Source organism: Paenibacillus sp. MT86 (genome assembly GCF_058792535.1).
Genome location: NZ_CM179499.1, coordinates 6,852,570 through 6,874,978 on the forward strand (window position 1 = coordinate 6,852,570; position 22,409 = coordinate 6,874,978).

At 51.8% G+C, this 22,409-nt stretch carries 16 protein-coding genes and 2 pseudogenes; 7 read left to right on the forward strand and 11 right to left on the reverse strand.

Going from position 1 to position 22,409, the window contains the following annotated elements; genetic code table 11:
• Nucleotides 1-281: 281 nt before the first annotated feature.
• Nucleotides 282-719: a VOC family protein gene (locus AC3RCL_RS31250; RefSeq protein WP_492533873.1), complete on the forward strand. Its 438-nt coding sequence runs from the start codon at nt 282-284 to the stop codon at nt 717-719.
• Between the two features lie 88 nt (nt 720-807).
• On the opposite strand, the pseudogene AC3RCL_RS31255 reads toward AC3RCL_RS31250, so the two are convergent.
• Both AC3RCL_RS31255 and AC3RCL_RS31260 read right to left on the reverse strand, forming a co-directional pair.
• Nucleotides 808-2,907: pseudogene (locus tag AC3RCL_RS31255) on the reverse strand (cytoplasmic protein).
• A gap of 348 nt (nt 2,908-3,255) precedes the next feature.
• Entirely contained in the window at nt 3,256-3,891 is a 636-nt protein-coding gene (locus AC3RCL_RS31260) for a hypothetical protein (protein ID WP_492533875.1), read from the reverse strand.
• 206 nt (nt 3,892-4,097) lie between these two features.
• On the opposite strand from AC3RCL_RS31260, the gene AC3RCL_RS31265 reads away from it, so the two are divergent.
• The gene (locus tag AC3RCL_RS31265) at nt 4,098-4,481 is read left to right on the forward strand and encodes a hypothetical protein (protein WP_249732899.1); all 384 of its coding nucleotides are present in this window, start codon (nt 4,098-4,100) and stop codon (nt 4,479-4,481) included.
• 14 nt (nt 4,482-4,495) lie between these two features.
• Here AC3RCL_RS31265 and AC3RCL_RS31270 read toward each other — a convergent pair whose 3' ends face one another.
• From AC3RCL_RS31270 to AC3RCL_RS31280, 3 genes are all read right to left on the reverse strand, one after another.
• Nucleotides 4,496-5,575, reverse strand: coding sequence for an ankyrin repeat domain-containing protein (locus AC3RCL_RS31270; protein WP_492533878.1), 1,080 nt, complete (start codon nt 5,573-5,575; stop codon nt 4,496-4,498).
• A gap of 229 nt (nt 5,576-5,804) precedes the next feature.
• Nucleotides 5,805-6,371, reverse strand: a complete 567-nt coding sequence (locus AC3RCL_RS31275; RefSeq protein WP_492533880.1) for an Imm44 family immunity protein — start codon at nt 6,369-6,371, stop codon at nt 5,805-5,807.
• 64 nt (nt 6,372-6,435) lie between these two features.
• Nucleotides 6,436-7,173, reverse strand: coding sequence for a hypothetical protein (locus AC3RCL_RS31280; RefSeq protein ID WP_492533882.1), 738 nt, complete (start codon nt 7,171-7,173; stop codon nt 6,436-6,438).
• A 198-nt stretch (nt 7,174-7,371) separates the two neighbouring features.
• Here AC3RCL_RS31280 and AC3RCL_RS31285 point away from each other — a divergent pair, with 198 nt between their 5' ends.
• The 5 genes from AC3RCL_RS31285 to AC3RCL_RS31305 all read left to right on the forward strand — a co-directional run bounded on the left by AC3RCL_RS31285 (nt 7,372) and on the right by AC3RCL_RS31305 (nt 12,498).
• Nucleotides 7,372-8,508 carry a DUF418 domain-containing protein gene (locus AC3RCL_RS31285; protein ID WP_492533884.1) on the forward strand — a complete coding sequence of 379 codons (1,137 nt, stop codon included), beginning with the start codon at nt 7,372-7,374 and terminating at the stop codon, nt 8,506-8,508.
• A 19-nt stretch (nt 8,509-8,527) separates the two neighbouring features.
• Nucleotides 8,528-9,649 (forward strand): sensor histidine kinase, encoded by a 1,122-nt coding sequence (locus AC3RCL_RS31290; RefSeq protein WP_492533886.1) that lies wholly within the window; start codon nt 8,528-8,530, stop codon nt 9,647-9,649.
• A complete protein-coding gene (locus AC3RCL_RS31295) occupies nt 9,646-10,251 on the forward strand; it encodes a response regulator transcription factor (RefSeq protein ID WP_090909640.1) in 606 nt (201 codons plus the stop codon). Before AC3RCL_RS31290 ends, AC3RCL_RS31295 begins: the two co-directional genes overlap by 4 nt.
• A gap of 34 nt (nt 10,252-10,285) precedes the next feature.
• Complete coding sequence (locus tag AC3RCL_RS31300; RefSeq protein WP_492533888.1) at nt 10,286-10,828, forward strand: hypothetical protein; 543 nt, start codon at nt 10,286-10,288, stop codon at nt 10,826-10,828.
• A gap of 164 nt (nt 10,829-10,992) precedes the next feature.
• Nucleotides 10,993-12,498, forward strand: a complete 1,506-nt coding sequence (locus tag AC3RCL_RS31305) for an alpha/beta hydrolase family protein (protein ID WP_492533890.1) — start codon at nt 10,993-10,995, stop codon at nt 12,496-12,498.
• A gap of 36 nt (nt 12,499-12,534) precedes the next feature.
• Here AC3RCL_RS31305 and AC3RCL_RS31310 read toward each other — a convergent pair whose 3' ends face one another.
• The 6 genes and pseudogenes from AC3RCL_RS31310 to AC3RCL_RS31335 form a co-directional block, all read right to left on the reverse strand.
• Nucleotides 12,535-13,146 (reverse strand): hypothetical protein, encoded by a 612-nt coding sequence (locus AC3RCL_RS31310; protein ID WP_492533892.1) that lies wholly within the window; start codon nt 13,144-13,146, stop codon nt 12,535-12,537.
• A gap of 35 nt (nt 13,147-13,181) precedes the next feature.
• Nucleotides 13,182-15,204, reverse strand: a pseudogene (locus tag AC3RCL_RS31315) (ATP-binding protein).
• A 585-nt stretch (nt 15,205-15,789) separates the two neighbouring features.
• Nucleotides 15,790-18,570, reverse strand: a complete 2,781-nt coding sequence (locus AC3RCL_RS31320; protein ID WP_492533894.1) for an endo-beta-N-acetylglucosaminidase — start codon at nt 18,568-18,570, stop codon at nt 15,790-15,792.
• 129 nt (nt 18,571-18,699) lie between these two features.
• Nucleotides 18,700-20,223 (reverse strand): ABC transporter substrate-binding protein, encoded by a 1,524-nt coding sequence (locus tag AC3RCL_RS31325; RefSeq protein WP_096777216.1) that lies wholly within the window; start codon nt 20,221-20,223, stop codon nt 18,700-18,702.
• Between the two features lie 117 nt (nt 20,224-20,340).
• The gene (locus AC3RCL_RS31330; RefSeq protein ID WP_009590967.1) at nt 20,341-21,288 is read right to left on the reverse strand and encodes a carbohydrate ABC transporter permease; all 948 of its coding nucleotides are present in this window, start codon (nt 21,286-21,288) and stop codon (nt 20,341-20,343) included.
• Between the two features lie 21 nt (nt 21,289-21,309).
• Nucleotides 21,310-22,239: an ABC transporter permease gene (locus AC3RCL_RS31335; protein ID WP_492533897.1), complete on the reverse strand. Its 930-nt coding sequence runs from the start codon at nt 22,237-22,239 to the stop codon at nt 21,310-21,312.
• Between the last annotated feature and the right edge of the window lie 170 nt (nt 22,240-22,409).

The window sequence follows — 22,409 nt, forward strand, 5'->3', positions numbered from 1 at the left end:
CGGAATTATCGCAGTTTACGCCATATTCCATATGATGTGAATTACTTTTATCGACAAATTCCAACCGCCTTCTATTGTATATCGTCCATTTCTTTCAAAATAGTGACTGCTGTCATGAAAATCGTCATTTTACATCCCCATATCATAAAAATGATAGCTCCTATCGTGTTAACCAAAAACTCCCACGCTTAGAAAAAAACCAAAACACTGACATAAAGACGTCAGTCATCACCGCTCATAATAGCCATAAAACCAATCTTAAACGTCTTAGGAGGAAATATATGATAAACACAAACCAAACATTGCGGGGATTTGCGACCATCAGTTACTGGGCAGATGATATGGAAGCGGCAAAGGCTTGGTTTTCCGACCTGCTGGGTATTGCGCCATACTTCGAAAGGTCAGGTCCCGACGGGAAACTGGCTTACGCCGAATTTCGGATTGGGGACTACCAGCACGAGCTGGGTCTCATCGATCGCCGTTTTGCCCCTGGTCAGCCAACGTCCGGCCTCGGCGGAGCGATCATGTACTGGCATGTCGATGATATAGAGGCCACCCTCAGCCGATTGAAATCCATGGGTGCCCAAGAATACGAACCGCTCACCCACCGCGGGGAGGGATTCATTACGGCATCCGTCACCGACCCCTTCGGCAACATACTAGGCATCATGTACAATGCTCATTACCTAGAGATACTGAATTCCAGAATCCAGGGGTAACCAGAAGCATGCTACTTCACTCTTCGATCCAGCAAAAAAGGAGCAGCCTAAGCTGCTCCTTATCCATCTACATGGCATCCGCATGAACTTACACAACATAATCCGCCATAATATGCTCGATATCGAACGGGGTCACCCCATGTTCCACCGAGAAGATCGTTTCCGCCTGTTCCGCATGATCTACGGACTCTCCTCTTGCCTTGGCATGCAGCATGAACAGATCATACAGATCGGGCTTCCGCAGGGCTGTCATGGCTTTGCCCATCAAGACCATCCCCTTCTGATTCCCCTCTACATTGTTGTAGTAGTGTGGATGTCTGGTTAGGGACAGATCGGTCCAGATGACCGTACGCTCCACCAAATCCAAGATAACGGGAATAGCGATCTGCGTATCGGCGGCGACATCGATTTTATTTGCCACCGTCGAGGGCTCGAATATTTCACCGGAACCGGGTTTCTTCCGCATCATCCAGCCCACGAAGCACTCCGGCAGGTTGCAGTACGGTTGATTTGTATACGAATGAAGAGTCGCCACAATATAACGTCCGCCGTATTGGACGATGGTTGGAATATGCAGATCAATGAATTCGCATGCTCCTTGAGGAGCTGACACGATATCCCCGCTGTGCACGGCCCTGTAATGGGAGGACCGCAGATTCGTATAAGAAATATGCTCGACGTACTGCCAGTCGTGATCATACATGACGGCGGACAGGTCAATATCCACGCGGCCCGTAGGCTCTCCGTTCACGCGTCCTTCCTTCCACCAGCTGAAGAAACGGATGGTATCCCCTTCCGCCATCGGCACGCTGCTTCCCCGAACCAACGTATGCAGGGCTTTGCTTGCCGATCTCTGCGAGAACGGCACATGATAGTCCTTCAATCGCTTATCGACATAGGCCTTCCCCAAGGGCGGCAGCGCGGCGAACCGCTGGATCAACGCCTGCTCGCATACCTGCACGATATCTCAGCATGCCGCTTCATCGATCTCCGGAAGCGTATGGGGTACGGCAAAGGCTTTAGCCACATTTCCTTTCGGGAAAAAGACGCGCAGCTCTTGAGGCTGGCGGCGGCGGGCAAAATGATTCTTCACTTGCAGCAAGACCGGCGTCGATACTTGATTCGCCACCTCGCCAAACGCCAGAACGACATACTCCGTATGTTCGGTGGATCGCAGCAACTGATCCAATCTACGGGCAAACTCGCCCGGACGCTGCATCAACAAATCGATCAAGTTCCAGACCTGGCCGTACTGAAATGCAAGCTCGACACTCCCGTTATAGGTGGTAAAGGGCTTGTGATTCCGCAAAATATCAAAGGCTTCCTCGCAGCGTTTATACCGGTGCTTATATTCGGAAGGATGGAGGATTTCGCCCAAACGAATCCAGCGGTCCTTAAATCTGAGCATATCCTCCGTTATCGGATGACAACGTTCCAGCAACCCCAGCAGCAGCCGTCTTTCGCGCCGCTTAAATTTGCGAAACCGGGTGGCTTCCGCCAGGCTGACATCTCCGCCTGACCAAGCCACCGCTAGACGAAGGACATCGGTTGCGGTTTTGAAATAACGCCCGATCCGCTCGACGTTCCCCTTGTCATGCTTCATTAACGCAGCTGCCACGAATCCCGCATTCTCCTTGAACGGAATCTCTGAAGGGAGAATGACATCCAGTTCCTCGGGGTCGACAAGCTCAATAACGGCCTCAATATCCCCTTTATCCGTTGGGGAGATGGAGCCTTTAGCTTGGATCAGCTGGCGTATCATGGCATAGAAATCCGCCTTGCTTCCCAGATCAATGGTTTTCAGGTTGATGTCATCCTGCAGCGGAGGTCTCTCTTCATGCTCATATGCAGGCAAATCCCAAGTCAGATCATGATAGATGGCATTCAGGTACAGCTCCGCATCGTCCTCCTCCATCACCTGCATCGGGAACGCGGGATACATCGGCACATATTTTACATGCGCGCCTACCATCACCCTTAGATCGTCAATCAGCGGTTGATAAAGCGCTTCCAACTGCTCTTTGGATAAGGCTCGCACGGCGTGCAGCAATGGATACGAGAACGTATACCCAAGCTGCTCGATATTCTTCACGGCCGTCGCCAGATAAGCTTTTGGGAGACGATCCGATTCATTCTCTGCATCAACCATCAATTTGTTCGCTCTTCGTAAATAAATCGAGTTCATCATATCAAGAGTCCAGGAAAGCCATATCCCTAATGTCATTGAAAGAATTATAGAAGGAAGGAATATGATAGCCTGGACGCCTCCTCTCTTGAAACAAACTCCCTCAGGAAAGCTGCGACCCTAGGTTCGCCAAATGAAGTAGAAGGAAGGATCGCAATAGCCTGAAGGCCAAAGGTTCAAAGTCCATGACCTCAAATCTTTGATGAACCCATCATCCCATACCTTGCAGCCGGCCAACAGGGCGAAAGTATTACGACTTTGGAAAATGAGGAATGATTTCACTCTTCATCATGATGAAAAAGCGACCGCCGCAGTCCCGGCAATCGCTTCCTTGGTTAGTGTTATTCATTTTCATGAGAACTGCCAGAAGCCCGCTACCGGGTCCTGAACGTCATTTGGGGTGATTTTGGCGTAAATATACAGAGCTCCAAAGCCAAAAGGATAACTGCTGTCCTCTCGGAGCAGTGTCTCGGGATACCCATCTTCGTCCACCTGAAACAAAAAGGAGAATCCTTCCTCCCTCAGCTTGGCCGAATAATAAGCTTCATCTTGGACCAGTCTCGGGCTCCCGCCGAATTTGATCAGGAAAGACTGATCCATCGAATGGAGGTCGCTGCATGTCTCTCGATGCGAAATAAGATGCTTGATCAGGTCCGGGTGCGCAAAATGATCGCTCAAGCTCTCGCCAGTCATTGGGTGCTCCATTACCTTGATAGAGCAATCAGGATATTGATTGTGCTCTACGTATTTTTCATAGTCATTAGGGATGAAAATAGAGATCATAGAGGCAGGCTTGAAAGGATGAATAAGACTTAAATAGAAGTAATAGCCCAGGTCACCTTCTTGGATGACATCCGCTTTGTCGTCGAAATAGGCCGGGGCATTGCCGCCGATCCAGCCCGTACTTTGTCCTGTAGATGGACCTCGACCGGCCTCATACAGTATACAGTCCTCGCGCTCAGCTAAAATATTCTCGTAATTTTCCATACATATGATATGAATCCGGTTAAAGGACCCGTTCCTCCTGCTGATTTAGTTCATGCAATGCCAAGTGATTTCGGCTTAATAGCCAGTCCTGCAGAAATGGACTAGAACAAAAAAAGCGAAACCCCTAGACTTATCTTTTTTGCTAAAATAAACTTAAAATGGAAGCCGTACGATTTTCGAATTCCCGATCATGATTGGAAAGCGAGGTGCAGCCATTGACGACCCTTATTGTGATCATCGTCATTTTCTCACTGATCACGCCGTCCTTCTTCATCGCGAAATTCACCAAGGAATTACGGGCGAACAACAACCGAAACGTGCAGCGCAAGGCGATTCTCGCGAGCGGTACGCCCGCTCAAGCACAGATCAACTCGATCCGGCAAACGAATGTGCAGGTTGACGATCAACCCGAAGTGTTGCTGGACCTAAGCGTCACCAAACCGGATGGCGAGACGATCCATACCGTCGTAAGAACCGTTATCCCGATCATAAGCATCCCCACGTTCCAACGAGGCAATATCATCGAAGTAAGGCATATGACCATAGACAATGAGTTGAAATTCGAGGTCGTAGGCGCCTATATACCTTGACCCTGAATTCTCGATTACAGCTCTCCCTCAAGAAAACGGATGAGGTACGATTCAGGCTGCGCAAGGAACTCGGTAAAGCTGCATAGATCGGCATACGTCTGATGCTCCACATCGTAACAGCCAATCAGTCCCTTTTTCTTCGGATTCCATACGAGCTGCAGATCGGAGTAATTGTCAATGTCGGCTGACAGGCGCAGAAACTTTTGTCGGCCGACTTTCATCTCGATCGTATCTGTCAGGGTGAAGAAATCGATATACCCGATTTCATATTCATTCTCCGGCAGCTTAAGCCGCAGCTGGTCTCCTGTCAGAAAACGGACCAATTCATCGGTCAATTTATACTTTTTCAGCGCATACTTCTTGTTCTCTAAGCTATGAAACTCGGCCGGCTCCAGCGATTTCAAGTAGTCGGCCAGGACGGTATCCTTATTGCCGACCGCAATCGTATACGGCCGCTCGCCGTCCTTTTCCGCCAACGTCACGTCAGCGCCGCGCTCAATCAGATGCTTGACCATGCGCTGATTCCCCATCCGCGTGGCCACGGTTAGCGGAGTCGCTTGATAAGGATAGACCATATCGGGCTGATTATAATTGATGTCCGCCCCATGATCGAGTAGATAATCGAGTGTCTTATAATCATGGTCCGACACGGCTTGGCGCAGCACCGCGCTGCCATGCAGCTTGAGATCCAATCCCAGCTCATGAATGAGCGGGATGTTTTTTTTGTTGCCGTAATAGGCCTGTTCATATGCGCCTGAACCGGTTTGATTGAGTTTATCCAGCTCGGCGCCCTGCGCTGCGATATAACGAACGATATCTTCCTTGCCGTACCGCACCGCTCGCAAAAAAGCCGGATTATGATGGACATTCAGGTTAACGCCGTGCTCGACCAGCAACTTCACCACATCCGTTCGCTGCGAGACCAACGCCAGATCGAGCGGGCTTAACGTCGTATATCTGCTTAATACGATGCCCTCCTCGATATCCCAGCCTGCGGTTATTGCCTCCTGCAAAGCCGGAATGTTCCCTTGGTAGATGTGCATCGCAATCTCCGGTAATTCCTCGAATTTGCCGATATCTTTCAGAACGATCATCGATATTCCTCCCTGCGTAAATCCTGTGTATGTATGCTTCTTCCTTATTTCAATAATTGGCTGATTGAGCTCGGCGAAACGGCTGTCCCTTACATCGGGGAGCATTTGAATGACAAGCCTAAAGAGGATACGCGGCTGATCTTGGAGACGGCAGTTCGAGATTTGGGACAGCTCTAGCCCTGCCGCTTGATACGCTCCTATCACACGAACAGCTTCGCTCCTTAGGCGCCTACAAAGGATATGGCGGGGCTTTTCCTGCTGCGATGTTATCGGGATGAACGTCTGCAGGCTCATGTCCATTCATGCGGAGATACATATATTCCGCTTCTTCCAGCGGCATTTGCAGCGTTCGGCTGATTTCATAGAGGTCGATGTCCTGCGCCAGAAGCTCCCGTGCCTGATGGATTTTTCCATGCAGCCAACCGTGTTCGAGCATCCATTCTTTCACGCGGTCCAGAAGCTGTTTTTGGGTCTCCGCATCTGCGTGCTTTTTATATTTAGCAACGGACTCCGACAGATAGTCGTAGAGATAACTCCCCAGTGCCTCGCGCTGCTCGTGTTTGGACATTCGTTGGTACTGCTCATAACTTAAACTGATATCCAAGTCGAGGGTATCATCCCAGCTATCAAAACGTCTGGATGTTTTTCGGCCATAACTTTCCGGCAAAACGCGAAATACGACAAAGATATCGAACGGAAACTTCCAGGCGGCAGCCAGTTCCCCTAACGGCAGCAGCTCGTCCCTTAATTGACCTACGCACGTTCCGTGTGCATCCAGCGAAAAAGCCAGCTTCATCCCATGTCCCCCCTTATCTTAAACGCAGTTCCCCACTTGATGAGTACCGATATGGATCTAAGCGTTATGATACCCTTTCGCACCCTTTCGACAGGAGCCATGCCTCTATAACGGCAAATGCCTGCCCTGCATCCTGTTCATAGAAGACGGCTACCTCTTGCTGATAAGCATAATTGAATCGTACATATCCGCCCAGTTCCCGGTAGAACAAGCTGCATGTATATTCGTTTTCCACGCACAGATCCGGCGAAAAGGACGCTTGACACATACCGGCCAGCTCGGGCAGCGAAGGCTGTTCCTCCCCTGGCGGCAAACGCAAAAAGAGATGGCTCCGCGTACCCGTCCACGGTTCGTAATAGACGACTCCCTCTTGGCTGCTTCCATACACCTGACGGTATATTTCATCCAGCACCGCGGCGTACAGGCCTTCATCGTTCCGCTCCCGTGACTGCAGCAAGATTGCCTGTATATGGTCCGCATGCCGAGGCAGCCAGAGCAACTGAGCCGTCTGGGGATGCACCGCCAGAAAATCACCGTCCACCGTTGTGCCTATAGCGATACACTCTGCAATCTGCGGCTCCGTAATGGGACTGTCATCGTCATGCTCCCATAACCCGTACTCGGCAAAAGGCTGCAGCACCTCCCTATCCGGCTGCTGGACATTCATCCACCCGCGGTAAGTCCCTTCGCCGAATTGCTGCATAAACCGGACGTAGCCCGGCGGATAAACCCCCTCTTCCTCTCTTCCAAGCACTTGACTTTGGCCATCCGACAGCGGCCTCGGTCCCGATACGATGTACATGATCACTCCTCCTGTTTTCTTCTATTATTCCACAATTTTCAAGCCATGACGAGAACCCCATCCGACTTCTTCCGTTCGTTCTCCCTGCTTTTATGACACGTGTCATACGGATCTCTTTACAGGTGTGAATGTTGCGCCAGGGAGATCGTACCTACAATAAAAAGACAAGAGAACCTAGAAGAAAGAAGGAATGGAAGAATGGAACAACGTACGGGCAGAATTCGCCTGCTGGATATTTTGCGGGGCTTCGCGATCCTGGGAACGCTCGGGACGAATATTTGGATCTTCGCACATGCGGGGGATCTACGCTACATTACCACCTTTGATCACTCCGGCTGGTGGGGAGCGGACGACCTTCTCCGGATGATCGTCTTGTTTCTGGTAAACGGGAAGCTGCTCGGACTGCTGACGATCATGTTCGGGGTCGGTCTGGAAATGAAGTACCGGCAGGCCAAGCGCAAAGGAAAGCCGTGGCCTGGCGTTTATTTATGGGCCGTTTTGTTTTTAATCCTCGAAGGCCTGCTGCATTTTATATTAGTCATGGAGTATGACATCTTGATGAGTTACGGGATTACCGCCATCATTGCAGCCTTTATCGTAAAGGGCGGCGACCGGCTCATCGCCCGCACGATGTATGTAATCGGCAGTATCTTTGCCATCGCGATCCTGGCCCTTGCGGGACTCATGCTGGCAAGCGGGGCCAGCGTATCGCTGGGCAGCTTTGACGATGTCGCTGCTCTCTATCAGGAAGGCACTTGGATCGAGCAGGTCCGGTACCGGCTGGCGAATTTCATCCCGTTGCGAGCGGAGGCCATCCTCGTCATCCCGACGAACGTGTTTCTGTTTCTGCTAGGGGTTCGCTTTATGCGCTCAGGCGTATTCGCCCCGGACGACAACGGCAAAAGGCTGCGAAAAAGGCTATTCAAGCTGGGTATATATGTCGGCGTGCCGCTCAACCTGCTCATATTCGTTCCCGGCGGCGCTTTCGATCTACCGGTGCGCTATTTATTCGCTCCACTTATGTCTATGGGGTATATAGCAATCATTGCGAGAATGATACAATATACGAAATGGGAATGGCTATGGTGCCGCCTGGAGAACGTCGGAAAAATGTCACTGAGCTGCTATGTACTCCAGAACATCATCGCATCCACCATCTTTTACGGCTGGGGGTTGGGGCTTGCCGGCAAGCTGAATTCAGCGGCCACTATCGCCATCTGGCTGGTTATCTCCGCATTTCTGCTGGGCATGGCGTCCCTATGGCTCCGCCGCTTTAAGCTGGGGCCCATGGAGACCGCCCGCAAACAGGCGATAGGTTTCTTCGAATCAAGATAGCCGAAATTGGAGGCTTGATATGTTCTATAAGTTGTACCCGAGGGATCAGATCAAAAGTTATTTGCTCATCGATATCATACTGACCGTATTCTTATGCTACCAGGTGTTTCGTTCGGATACGGCGCTGGGACTGTGGGGCAGCCTTTTGCTGCTCCTGCTGTTCCTTGTTTCATTCTATGTCACATTATGGCGTCGGGGCGGCTGGCTGCTGGCTGCCGTGCTGGCGGGCCTGTTCGCTGTAGGCGTACTCGGGGTGTATACGGGGCCGAGCACCCTGCTGTTCGGGATCATTTTTGCCGATTTGCTGGGCCGGTCCAAGTCCAAGGTACATATCGCCATCGGCTGTGCGGCCATTGCCCTATCATTCCTGCTCGTGTTCGTTTTCCGAAAGGAACCGCTGCTCGAAACGTCCAATGCCATTTACCTTCCGATCATGATCATACAGTCGGTATATCCGATCGTCATCTACATCAAGGAGAAAGCAAAAAGCCTGCAGGGGGAGCTGGATGAAGCCAACGAGCAGATCGCAAAGTATATCCAGCAGGAGGAGCGGCAGCGAATCGCCAGGGATCTCCACGATACCTTGGGGCAGACCCTCATGATGATCAAAATGAAGAGCGAACTGGCAACGAAATGGGTGGATAAGGATCCGAGCCAGGCCAAACGGGAGTTAGGCGAGATTCTGGATACCTCCAGAACCGCCCTCAAGCAGGTAAGGGAGCTGGTATCCGATATGAAGTTCATCTCGCTGGCAAGCGAGCTGGAGCATTCGGCCAAGCTGCTGCATACGGCAGGAATATCGCTGAGCATCGAGAATCCGGAGAAGCCTCCACTGTTATCCAGCGTGGAAGAAACGATGCTGGCGCTCTGCGTCCGGGAAGCCATGACCAATATTATCAAGCATAGCCGGGCCGAGCGGTGCACCGTCAAACTGGAAACGAAGGATCATGCCTTCGGGATCCATATCGCGGATGACGGCGTGGGTCTTGCGGGGAACGCCGGCGGAAACGGCCTTCCGTCGATCATGGAGCGGATGAAGACGCTGGGCGGGTCCTCCGCCATCGACCCGTTGCCTCAGGGGGGCACCAATGTGTACCTGAAACTCCCGCTTCGCCGGCATGAAAAGGAGGACGCATCATGATTCGAATCGTCATTGCAGAAGATCAGCAAATGCTTCGCGGCGCATTCGCCTCACTGCTCAATTTCGAAGACGACATCGAGGTGGTGGCCGAGGTGCCGGACGGGCAGCGCGCCTGGGACGCGATTCGGCAGCATCAGCCGGACGTGTGCCTGCTCGACATCGAGATGCCTCATATTAACGGCCTGGAATTGGCCGAGTCCATACGTCAAGCAGGCCTATCCTGCAAAATCATGATCGTCACGACCTTCGCACGTCCCGGTTATTTGCAAAAAGCGATGGATGCGCAGGTGGAGGGCTATCTGTTAAAGGACGAGCCCATCGATTTCTTGATTGAGGCCATCCGGCGGGTCATGAAGGGCGAGCGGGTCGTGAGCACCGACTTGGCGGCCGCGCTCTTCATGAAGGAGGAGAATCCGCTCAGCGAACGGGAAATCGAAATGCTCCGGTTAACCAAGGAAGGCATGACTACCGGCGACATCAGCAAAGCCTTGTTTCTGACAAGGGGAACCGTGCGCAACTACCTGTCCTCCGCCATCCAGAAGCTGGAGGCGGATTCCCGGCAGCAGGCCGTCACGATCGCTGAAGATAAAGGGTGGCTGTAAACTCCCCGGGATACATATGTAGGAGGTGAAGGAGATGAACGCTTTGACCCATACGACAGCCAGCGTGCCGTGGCAGCGGTTGACGACAGCCTATGGAAGAGGCACGGATATTCCTCTGCTATTGGAAACACGACAATATAAAGAATTGGCCAGCCTGATCCAGCACCAAGGCACCCTGTGGCAGACGACGCCATGGGCCCTGCTTATGCTCCTGCGGGAGCTTGCTAAACAGAAACCGGAGCAGGTCTCTTCAGAAGAAATGGAATTATACTTATCCGTAGCTTCAGCCATAACCGTGGGATATATGGATTCGGCACAAACGGTTGAAACGATGGATAAGCTGCTGGACGAAAGATACTTATGGCCGGAAGACGACGAAGAAGACGATTTGCGATGGGAAGAAGAGGAACCCCCCGGTTATGAAGCGGAAATCTTCATCAGTTATTATTACTTCAGTTATGTGCTGCTGCAGGAAGCGGCTCCTGTTTTCCGAGCGATCATGAACAGCAGCGATCAGCATGCCGACTCCATTTCGGAGCTGCTGGCACTGCTCGAGCCGAAAGATGCCGATATGTAGAAACATGCAGGTTCGGCAAAAAGCGCGAGCCTCCGGTACCGACACCGGAGAATCCTACATAGGACAGCACGGATTTAAACCTTTTTTAAACGGAACCCTCCGCTCGTTTTAACCTTGATCGGTTATCATACAAATAATTGCGATAACAAGGAGCGAGCGTGCGTATGAGAGTTCTGGAAATGTTGTTGGTTGCAGCCTGCGTTGCGATGCTGATAATACTGTTGAGCCGTAACACAATAAATCGGAAGGCTGGCGCGATCGTCGGCATCGCTGGCGGTTTGCTGTTCGCCGTGCAGCTGCTGGTCGAGGGATACAGGTGGCAGATGATTCCGGCCTACATCGTCACCGCTTTGCTCTTTGTGTTGGTTCTGTTCAGACGCCGAACGGTCAAGAAACCGCTGCGGTACACGATATGGGGCCTTTCGGTCGTTTTGCTGGGCGGATCGGCTGCCTTATCGGCACTGCTGCCGGTTTTCCATTTACCGACGCCCTCGGGCGAGTTCAGGGTGGGAACGGATACGCTCCATTTCGTTGATGCGGACCGGGAAGAAACGTTTACCGAACAAAAAGGCGACAAACGTGAGGTTATCGTTCAGGTATGGTATCCGGCCGCGGCGTCTGGCCAAGGCGCCGAGAAAGCTACGTTGTTTCCGAAGGATAAAAGGCTCTTTCACACCTATATGCAAGCATATTCCGAATATCTGGGCCTTCCCGCGTCCGCGTTAGACTATTGGAAATACAGCCGGGCCAACGCTATCGGCCATGCCGGTTTGCGGCTGGCGGAGAATCCGTATCCGGTGGTGCTGTTGTCGCACGGCATGGGGGTCGGCAGAATTTTGCATTCGTCCCAGGCCGAACATCTTGCCAGCCACGGCTATATCGTATTTGCCATCGATCATACGTACAGCACGGCCGCCACCGCATTTCCCGATGGGCGCGTAACCGGTTTTCTTACGGAACAATCCCAGGAGCGATTATTCGAGGACAGCCGCACTATTTTGAAGGTGTGGAATGAGGATATCGCCTTTGTCACGGATCAGTTGGAGAGGCTTCAATCAGGCGCCGTCGCCAGCAAGTTTAAAGGAGCCTTAGATCTGGACAACATCGGCATGATGGGCCATTCCTTCGGCGGGGCTGCAGCCTTTGAAGCCGTTTATTCCAACCCGCGGATCAAAGCCGGCGTGAATATGGACGGAACGCTATTCATAACGAAGGACCGGGACGACATGGAGAAACCGTTTATGTTCATGGAATCGGAGGATTTTATGAAGGTGAACGAACAGCAGGCGAAGTATCGCCAAACCCCGGCTACGGAAGCCGAGCTCCAAGCACTGGGGTTAACGCGAGAACAATTCGACATGATTCTGGCGAATCGGGAATTGGAACTGAAGCTGATGGATCGCTTATCTCAACAGGGACTAGGACGGACCCTTTATATCGAAGGCGCAGGACACTATAATTTCACCGATCTTCAGCTGTATTCTCCGCTTACCCGCCTGACCGGCATGACCGGAAGCATGAATGGATCAAGGGGGGCCGAGATCGTCAACCGCTACGTGCTGGAATTCTTTAATCAGCATTTGCGCGGAATGGAGAGTAAGCTTCTAACCGTTCCCTCGGAGGAATACCCGGAAGTGAAGTATCCGGACCGGGTGTTTCTGGAAGGCTAGATTGCCTTACGCTCTATACGTGCCTGACATGTCCCTCTAGTTGTTCATAACCAGCCCATATTTCTTAACGACCCACGAGTCAATCAGATCATTCACTTCTTGTTGACTTATGCGAACAGCCGGCTTCTGCTCTTGCATAGCGTTTGCGGCTTGTACCGAGAAACGAAGCGGCTTGGTCATTTTTTTCATGGATGCTGCCATTTCTTCGAAAAAAACATACGTCAACGGCCGGTGTCCCCGAATATCCTCATATAGATAATACTTTCCTCGTTCATCCTCTGCATCGATTCGAATTCCCTTTGGAAGGGAGAGCAAGATATAGGGTAATTCATCTTCTGCCCACTGACCCCGGTAGGGGAATGAGACACCTTCATTTCTGACAAAGAATCCGGAGCTTTCATCCCCCTCAGCAATCGAAATAGAATAGACAAAGAAAGGGTGGTAATCGGGCCGGTCCTGCGCCGTAAAATACTGATAATAGATACGATACGCCTCAAGCACCTGATCCAGATCATGCTGGGTCATGTCATGGTTCGTACGATGAAATTTGGCCTGTTTTTGCTCAAAGCGTGCCAACATTTGGTTGAATTCTTCCGGCGTTATTAAAAATTTCAGTTTATAAAATCCGCTGTTTTTCAATCTCTCCATTCATCTCACCGCCTGATATCGTTTTATCCCGAGGTTTAGATGCGTGCATGAAAAGTAACCCGGGTTCCTTCGCCTAACCTGCTCTGAATATGAAGCCCTGTTCCGAAGTGCCGTTTTAATCGCTGGTCCGTATTGATCAATCCGACCCCGGACTGATGATTTGCTGTTCTCTCTAGGATTCGCTGCAATTGAGCTTCATCCATCCCGATCCCATCGTCCTGAACGATTATCTCGGCATGCGTGGCATGGACGGAAATTCGAATATGTATGGTTCCCCCATAAGTGCGCTTCATGACGCCATGCCTTATCGCATTTTCGATCAAGGGCTGGATCGAAAGGAACGGAATTTGCAAGGCTCCGCAGTCGTCTACCTCCCAAACCACCTGCAGCCGCTCTTCAAACCGAACCTGCTCGATATAAAGATACGAGCGCACCAGGCTCAGCTCCTCCTCGATCGGTACAAGTCCAGCCGTGTCTTGGAATCTGAATTTATATCTCAGAAAGTTGCTGAACTCCTCAAGCAGATTCCGCATCTTGTCCAAATTAACGTCGCTTAGGGCCGTCACCGCATTTAAAGCATTGAATAAAAAATGAGGCTGGATTTGCGCTTGCAGCCATGCCGCTTCCAGTCGAAGCTGCTCCCGGACCGTTTGTTTAATCGTCGTTAAGGCCTCAATCCTCGACCTGATTTCCAAGGCCTCCACCGGCTTGGTCACATAATCGTTAGCCCCCGCCAGAAACCCGCTTTGGATGTCTTTCGGTTGGCTTCTTGCAGTAAGCAGCAGCACAGGGAGCTCCGTGAGCGTAAACCGCTCGCGAATCCTCCGCGTCAGCTCATACCCGGACATCTGCGGCATCATAATATCGGAGATGACCAAATCCCACTCCTTCGCATCCAGTACAGCCAACGCTTCTTTACCGCTTGTTGCCATCGTCACCTCGTATTCGTCAGGAGGCAGTATGGCCTCAAGCACCTGAAGGTTGACGGGATCGTCGTCAATGATGAGCAGGGTCGGCCGGTTACTTCTCCTTTCGGGCAAAGCTCCTTGTATCGCGGCTGTCGGGAAGATCTCCTCTTTTTGCAAACCGGCCCCAATGGTATCCTGCATCGGCATGGATGGCAATGTTGGCGGTCCGTTAGAGTTCGAATCACGCTGAACTTCCTCTGTTTCAAACCCTGCCAGCTTTAATGAAAACGTAAATCTCGAGCCCTCCCCTGGAACGGAGGCCACCTCAAGCGTACCCCGATGAAGCTCAATGAGCTGCTTGCTTATGCTTAGACCTAACCCAAATCCGCCTTCGATCATGGTCTCGCTGGCGCTCGCCTGCTCATACGGAAGGAATAAACGCTTCAGCATGGTTTCGTCCATTCCGATCCCCGTATCGGCAATCGCGATATAGGCTCTGTCGTCCTCTGTAAAAGCTTGAATCGAAATATACCCTTCATTCGTATATTTTACGGCATTATGCAGCAGATTGAACACGACTTGAATCATCCGGTTCTCGTCCGCCAAGACGGGAGGGAAATCCTCCGGGATCTGATTGACGATGCTGACCGACTTCACTATAAACGGAATGCATAAGGAAGATAACGGCTCCCAGTGTTTGCATCGAAACCGAGAGTTTCATTTCTTTGGCCACGGCTTCCTCTGAACCCAATTTAATGGATCTGGCTATGCCGCTGCTTCGGCTATCCACATAATTGGCCGCCTGAATCACAAATTCGATGACGCCATTGCCGTCCGCCGTAAAGCTTGTAGTATACGGCAGGTTCTTCGCGGTATAGGCTTCCTTCGTGTCCGCCACCCGCCCGGATTTGGCAAGCAAACGTCCATTGACATATAATTCGGATGACGAACGTACGCTAGGCACGCGAATGCTATAATTCAGCTTCTCCTCGGGATTCACTAGAATACGCAGGCGATAGGAAGCAAATCCATATGGAGACGCTTTGCCATTACCATGCAGAGCTTGATTCCATCCCCCCGGAACCGCAATCAGCTTCGGCTTCGGCCCGCCTGATGCATCCTGCCCGCTCCCATCCAGCAGCCACTGCATGGGATAAAACTCCCACTCTCCGTCAAGCAACAGAATGCCGCCTTCTTCGGCATCCCATTCCCGCAAATCGAGATGCCCCTTATTTATCGTCACCTGCTGTTGATCAGGGAACACTTCCACCCACAGCATGCGCATGCTCGATAGAATCACTATGAGTAATCCTATTAACCATAAAATGTGGCTCTTTTTTATTTGGTGACTTGGTAGGCTCTTTGCCAAGAGATATTCCTCTCCTAATCCACTTTAGTGTAAGCATAGCTCCATTATTTACAATTGCAAACCCAAATGAAAGAACAACCATTGATGACTGCCATGCCATCAATGGTTGTTTGTTCTACTCATTATTTATCGGTCAGACCGGTCACTTTCAGCATTCTTGCCATCAATGCCGTCCTCAGCACGGGTCATTTGCGCAGCATCCATATACTGTCCTACATCAGATTAACAACCCTATCTATACAAAATCTATACACGACACGCTGGCTCAGGGGCCTAAACGGCGCTTCTATGACGCATCGTGACGATATAAATAACCAAAAAAGAGTGTTCCCCCATGAAGGGAAACACTCTTTCTAGTCATCCGAATTATTTCAAGCCCAGCACTTCAACATCGTAAATCCGTGCAGCCGTGTCCCCGCCCTGTGTCGCCTTCTCGATCTGAAGACGCACGTACCGTGCGGAGGTAAGTTCGATGGCATGGCTGCTGATCCCTTGCGTGTTGTCTTTGACCGAGACGGCATCCTTCCACTCCTTGCCGTCCGAGCTTACTTGAATGGAGAAGGCCCGCGTGTTGAACGCGGCCGGCTCGCCTCCGGCTTCCGCGTGCTTGATCACGAATTCGCTGACCTTGTGCTCGGCTCCCAAGTCTACCGTCAGCCAGTGCGGCCCGTCTCCGACGGCACACCATTTGGTGGCGGCATTGCCGTCCACTGCAAATGGCGGCGCTTCCTTCTCGTTCACGAAGCTGGATGCGGACGCGCTTTTGCCAAGAGCAAGGTTGCCGACGCCGTTCTCGGCTTCCCGGGTTACCGTGATGAGCTTCTTCTGGATCCGATCCTCGCCAACACTATTTTTAGCGGTCAGCGTGACCTCGTACGTTCCTTCCTCGGGATAGGTCACTTTAGGATGCTGGTCCGTACTGGACGCCGGCTGCCCGCCAGGGAAGCTCCAGCTCCAGGACTCCGTCACTTCCGAGGAAAGATCCGTGAATTGCACCGTTTCTCCCGGCGCAATCAGGGTTTTATCCGCCTTGAAGGCTGCCGTCGGCTTCGGATATTCCGGCCAGTCGAAGCTGGCGGATGCCGCCTTTCCTTGCTGGTAGTGGCGGTTTACCGGAATCACAACCATTTTGGTTGCCTCCTCCTTAAGCGAACGCTTCATTTCCGGCACGTAATATACGGTATTCCCCGTCATGCCCATCAACTCGTACTTGCCGTCCGGATGGACGCGGTAAACCTGATAGTACAGAACGTCTTCATTCTGTTTCGGCGCTTCCCACGACAAGCGCGCATCACCATATATTCCATCGCGGAAATCATTCTCGATAACCTTCAAATCGGTTACCGCGTGCGGTTTCTTCGCCTTGTCGTTCACCTGCGTAACCGCCAGGCGGCCGATGTTGGCCCGATAATCCGCCTGATCCGCCGCGGACTCGAATTGAAGCGAGATTCCGGCAATCGTGCGGCCTTTATACTTGTTCAGCTTGACGCTTCCCTGCTTCCAATCCTGATTCGCGCCCGTGGCGGTCCACTTGCCAGGCTCGAAAAATTCGTACCGATCCGGCGCATCGGAAAATGCCAAGCCGATCTTCACCTTGGCGTCCTTGGCATTGTCGGCATACACGAGTGATACTTCCGTGGTCGCTTCCACCGGGATATTCGCCTTATACAGCTTGAGATGGGTGGAGGAGCCTTTGCTTACGGCACCCGCCACTTGAAGCGAGCTGCCGCCGTAATAGGACTTGCCGAAATCAAATCCCGGTTTCAGGGCCTCGCCTTTGCCGTTAGTCTCCGCGATCCATCGCCAGGTCGGCAAAATATCCTGCAGGCTCCGGTTGCTCCAATCGCGGCTTCGCATCACTTTGCCGTCCACCGCAAACAAATGGCCGTTGCCCGTATTGAAATGGGTGACGAATTCGGAGTCGGTCAGCACGGTTTTTGCAACGACATCATGGGCAATCCCTCTCCAGGCAAGCGGATCGGTCCCTGCAGGCTGTGACGTGTTCGCTGGATTCATTCCGGGTCCCACCCAGAAAATCTGCTCCTTATTCATGTACTCCTCATGGGTTTCGGAGCTGTTGTACGCCCAATCCGGACGGTAAATGCCCAGGGAGGTCGTGGCTTTCTTCCCGTCCGGGAACAGAACCGGCCAATTGAACCTGCCTTCGTAGCCTTTCGCCTCCACGTCGATGCCGGCATATAGATCATACGGACTGCGGCCAAGCTCCGCCGCTTTGGCCGGGGAGTTCAAGAACGGAGTAATGTAATCGTATTGGCCGTTCTTCTCGTCTTTGAACTGCCAGCGGAAATCGATGAACATGTTGTCGGAAACCCGCTGATTTCCCTGTTGGAAGAACATTTCGTTCTTATCCGTCAGGGCCCCCTGCCACTTCACCGGTCCCTCCTTGATCATGGAATCGTACCAGATCACTTCCATGCCGGGTCCTTGGTTCTGCTGCAAGTAAGTCAGAAACTCAGCCATCTTGGCCGCATCTTCCGGCGTTCCGCCCTGCGTTTCCTGATTGATGAACCAGCCGTCGAAGCCGTAGTACGTCGCTACCTCGATCAGCTTATCCGCAACCGGGAAAGAACCGTCCTCCCGCTGCTTTAACAGATCATGCAGCCACTGGATTTTGCCTCCGTGCTCGGTTTGCGGCAAGAAAACGGTTCCAAAAACAGGAACCCCATTCTTATGGGCCGCATCGATGACGTCGCTGCTTGGCGGAACGATTAATCCTTCGCCTGCGGAGCCGCCCCACATGACCAGCTTGTCGATGTACTGCCAATTGCTGAAAGTATAGGTATGGAACTTCTCCGAGCCCTGCGAAGGAGCTCCGCTTGTGCTCGGATACATGGAAGCGATCGATAGCACCTTTACTTCTTCCTTGGCGTTGCCGTTTACTTTGCTTCCTTGGATGCGCTGATCCTCCAGCTTCACCGTTCCCCGGTTAAAACGGGCATCCTTGTCCTTGGACGGCGACCATTCCAGCAGCGTGTTCGGATACCAATACGACGAATGCGGCTGGGCCGCTTCGGCTTCTCCGGCAAAGCCCGTCAGGGATGCGGCAAGCAAAGCCGTGCTCATCCATGCCGCCATTCTGCGCTTCCACTGGGTTCTTGCGTAATAATCCGGTTTGATTCGTTTCATGGGAAAACCTCCTATTATTCGAAGATCATTTCGCTTACGCACATTGGAGCCTTTTTCGGTGAAGAAAGAAAGGACAGAGAGAAACGGCCGTAAGGAACAGCCGCTTCTACCCTTCATACCCTTTACGGATTACTTGTTTTGAGCCTTCCACTCATCGAACTGCTTTTGAGCTTCGGCGATCACTTTGTCGATGCCGGCATCCTGGAACTTTTGTTTAGCTTTCGGCAGATATTCTTCAGGATCGACGGAGCCGGTGTACAGCGCCGGAATAAATTCCTTGGCTACGTTCGTGATGGCCGCGACCTCCGTTTTGACCGGAGCCGTGTCGAAATTAAAGCCGAACGTAGGCGCCACTACGGCAGAGGTGTTGAATTTCTCGAATGCTTCCCATTTGTCCTTCGGCTCGCCTTCGTGAAGGTACGTCAGGAACATGTTGCCGAGCGCGAAACCAGGCATCGCATAGTTCTCCTGCATGGCAGGCATATCCTCGATATACGGCTCTTCAAGCTTCTTGTAGTGCGTTCCTTCCAAGCCGTATTGAATCATGTTCCGGAGTTTCACGTCCGTGTTCAGCAGGTTCAGGAACATCATCGCCCGCTCCGAATTTTTGGAGTAAGAAGAAATGGCCATCATCGAACCTGCTGCGGAGCTGGTGTAAATGACAGGATCATGCATCGGTCTGGTCACGATGTCATAGCCCGCGTTTCTGGACCAGCCAAGCTCAGCGTATGGCTGCGTAATTTCGCGGTCCACGAGCCATTTGCCGGTTTTGATGTTGTCGATGCCGTCCAGCGTTGCAATGTCCTCACGCACATAGCCCGCTTTATAGTATTTGCGCATGGTCGTCAGCGCCGATTTCAATTCAGGCGAATCCAGCAAATTCACGAATTTAAAGTCCTCGGTGTCCAGATACATGCCGATCGGAATTTCATCGCCGAGCGGGTAGTCAAACGGCATGTACGGTTTAAAGCCTTTCGGTACGGCAAGCGGCGTAATTTCCGCAGGCTCGTTCTCTTTAATCGTTTTGAGAAGCGGTTCCAGATCTTCAAGCGTGGTCACCTTGGAAATGTCCAGGTTGTACTTATCCAGATACTTTTTGTTGAAGCGCCATACAAATTGCTGTGCCAGTTCCTTGTTGGCCGGGATGCCATAGTTGACGCCGTTAACCTTCGTTCCTTCCAGGAAACGGGGATCCAGTACTTCCTTAATGCCTTTTCCGTACTGATCGAGCAGTTCGTTCAGCGGCTTAAACGCGCCTTTTGCCGCATTTGGAAGGTAATCGAACGCCCACGAGCTGGTGAAGGCGATGTCGTAATTCTCGCCGGAGCTCGTAATCACCTGCATCCGCTGGCTGTAATCGCCCCAGTCGATCATGCTGATTTCGATCGTTGCATTGATTTTTTCCGTCAAATATTTATTGATTTCCTCTTGAACCATAGGCAGGTCTTTCTGATTTGGCCCGATCATGTACATTTTCAGTTTGACCGGATCCAGTTTGGAGGCATCAATGGTGCCGTCGCTTTGGACAGCCGCCTCTTCCTTCGCTGGTTCACTTGGCTTACTGCCGCCTTCCTTGCTGCCGCAGGCCGACAGTACAACGGTCAGCAGAAGCACGAGAGCAAGGGACAGTAAAGAAATCTTCTTCTTAAACATGAGTTTTTCCCCCTGTGTCACTTAATGGTTATTGCTATATTGATACCGCTTACACACCCGGGACATGAAAGCCGGATTTCTCCGGCAGTGTGCGCTTGCGGGTTCAACCTTATGAAATTATCCTTTGACCGAGCCTACGGTCAGACCCTGGACAAAATACCGCTGGAAGAACGGATACGCCATGACGATCGGCAGCGTGGCCAATACGACCATCGCCATCCTTACCGTCTCCGTCGGCAGGCCGGCGGCCACATCGAACGAGCCGATATTCTGCGCATTCTTCGTTAGGAAGTCCATGTTCTTCTCGATCTGCATGAGCATGAACTGCAGCGGTGGCGTCGCCTGCGGATTGTTATAGTACAGCAAGGCGTTAAACCAGTCGTTCCAGTAGCCCAATGAGCTGAACAAGCCGATGGTGGCGATCCCCGGCAGCGAGACCGGCAGGACGATACGGATAAAGGTCAGAAATTCGCCGGCGCCATCGATTTTGGCGGACTCGATAATCTCATCCGGAATCGTCGTTTGAAAAAAGGTCCTCATGACGATGATGGAGAACGCGCTCAAGGATAGCGGAAAGATTAGCGCCCAGATCGTGTTCTGCAGATGCAGGAACTGGGTCATCACGATATAACCCGGTACCATGCCGCCCGAGAACAACATGGTGAAGAACGCCAGAAAGCTGAAAAACCCTCTAAATTCAAAGTTTCGGCGGGACAAGGCATACGCATAGGTCGTAACCAGCGCCAGACTCACCAGCGTTCCCAGCACCGTGACCAGGAGCGTCAAGCCGAATGAGGACAGCAATTCGCTTCCCGTTTTGAAAATATACTCGTACGCGGCCGTGCTGAACTGGCTCGGCAGCAGCCTAAAGCCTTCCAGGACCAGCGTCTGTTCGTCCGTCAGGGAAATAATGATAACAAATAGGAACGGAAAGATACAGGAGAACGAGAAGAGCCCGATCACGATATTGAAAATCGTATTCCACAAAGGGGAGATGGCATTATAGTCTCTCTTCCTTGAACGCTTGGCCGACTGGCGGGCGGTTTGCGTTGATAGCTGCGACATTGAAGTTACACCTCCCTCGGATTAGAAGATCGCATGATCTTTTTCGATTTTTCGAACGATATAATTGGCAACCAGAATCAGAACCAGTCCGACAAACGATTGGTACAAGCCCGCTGCCGTGCTCATGCCGATGTCTCCCATGTTGATCAGACCGCGGTAGACGAAGGTATCGATGACGTTCGTAACCGGGTACAGCGCGCCCGAATCCTTCGGAAGCTGGTAGAACAATCCGAAATCGGAACGGAAGATGCCGCCGATCGCCAGTATGGTCAGGATGATCATGAGCGGCTTCAGCAGCGGAATGGTGATGTACCGCACCTGCTTCCACTTGCTGGCGCCGTCGATGACGGCCGCTTCATAATAAGACTTGTCGATCCCTGTGATAGCCGCAAGATAAATAACGCTGTTGTAGCCTACGCCTTTCCAGATGCCGACAAAAATGATGATGAAGGGCCAATACTTCGCTTCCGAATACCAGCTGATCGGCTCTCCTCCGAAATAGGTAATGATTTGGTTCAGCGTTCCTTTGTCCACGCTCAGAAAGGTGAACGCAAAATAACTGATGATGACCCACGACAAAAAATGCGGCAGAAACATGCCGGTCTGATATACCTTCGCCGTCCGCTTGTTGACAAGCTCGCTCAGCATGATCGCAAACCCGACCGCAATGACCAGGCCCAGAATGATAAAGGCGAGGTTATAAAGAATCGTATTTCTCGTAATGATAAAGGCATCATTGGTCGTAAACAGATACTCGAAGTTTTTGAATCCTACCCATTCGCTGTTGAACACGCTGGCGAAGAAACCGTCCGGGCTGATGCGGAAATCCTTAAACGCGAGCACGGTGCCGAACATGGGCAAGTATGCAAAGATCAGAAACCAAATGGTTCCGGGCAGTATCATCAGCAGCATGAACCGGTTGCGTATAACCTTTTTGATGAACCCCGACATGGGCACTCCTCCTCTTCCCTGTTAAATGCAAGTGATGCGACCGAAGCTTTAAAATGTCCCATGATCGTTGTCAATGCGGCTTTATCCAAGAGCCGGCCGTTATCTTCTCACTCGTCCTTTAACTACTTTTATTGTGCCAAGTAAGCGCTACCGCCCTCAAGTTGAAAAAT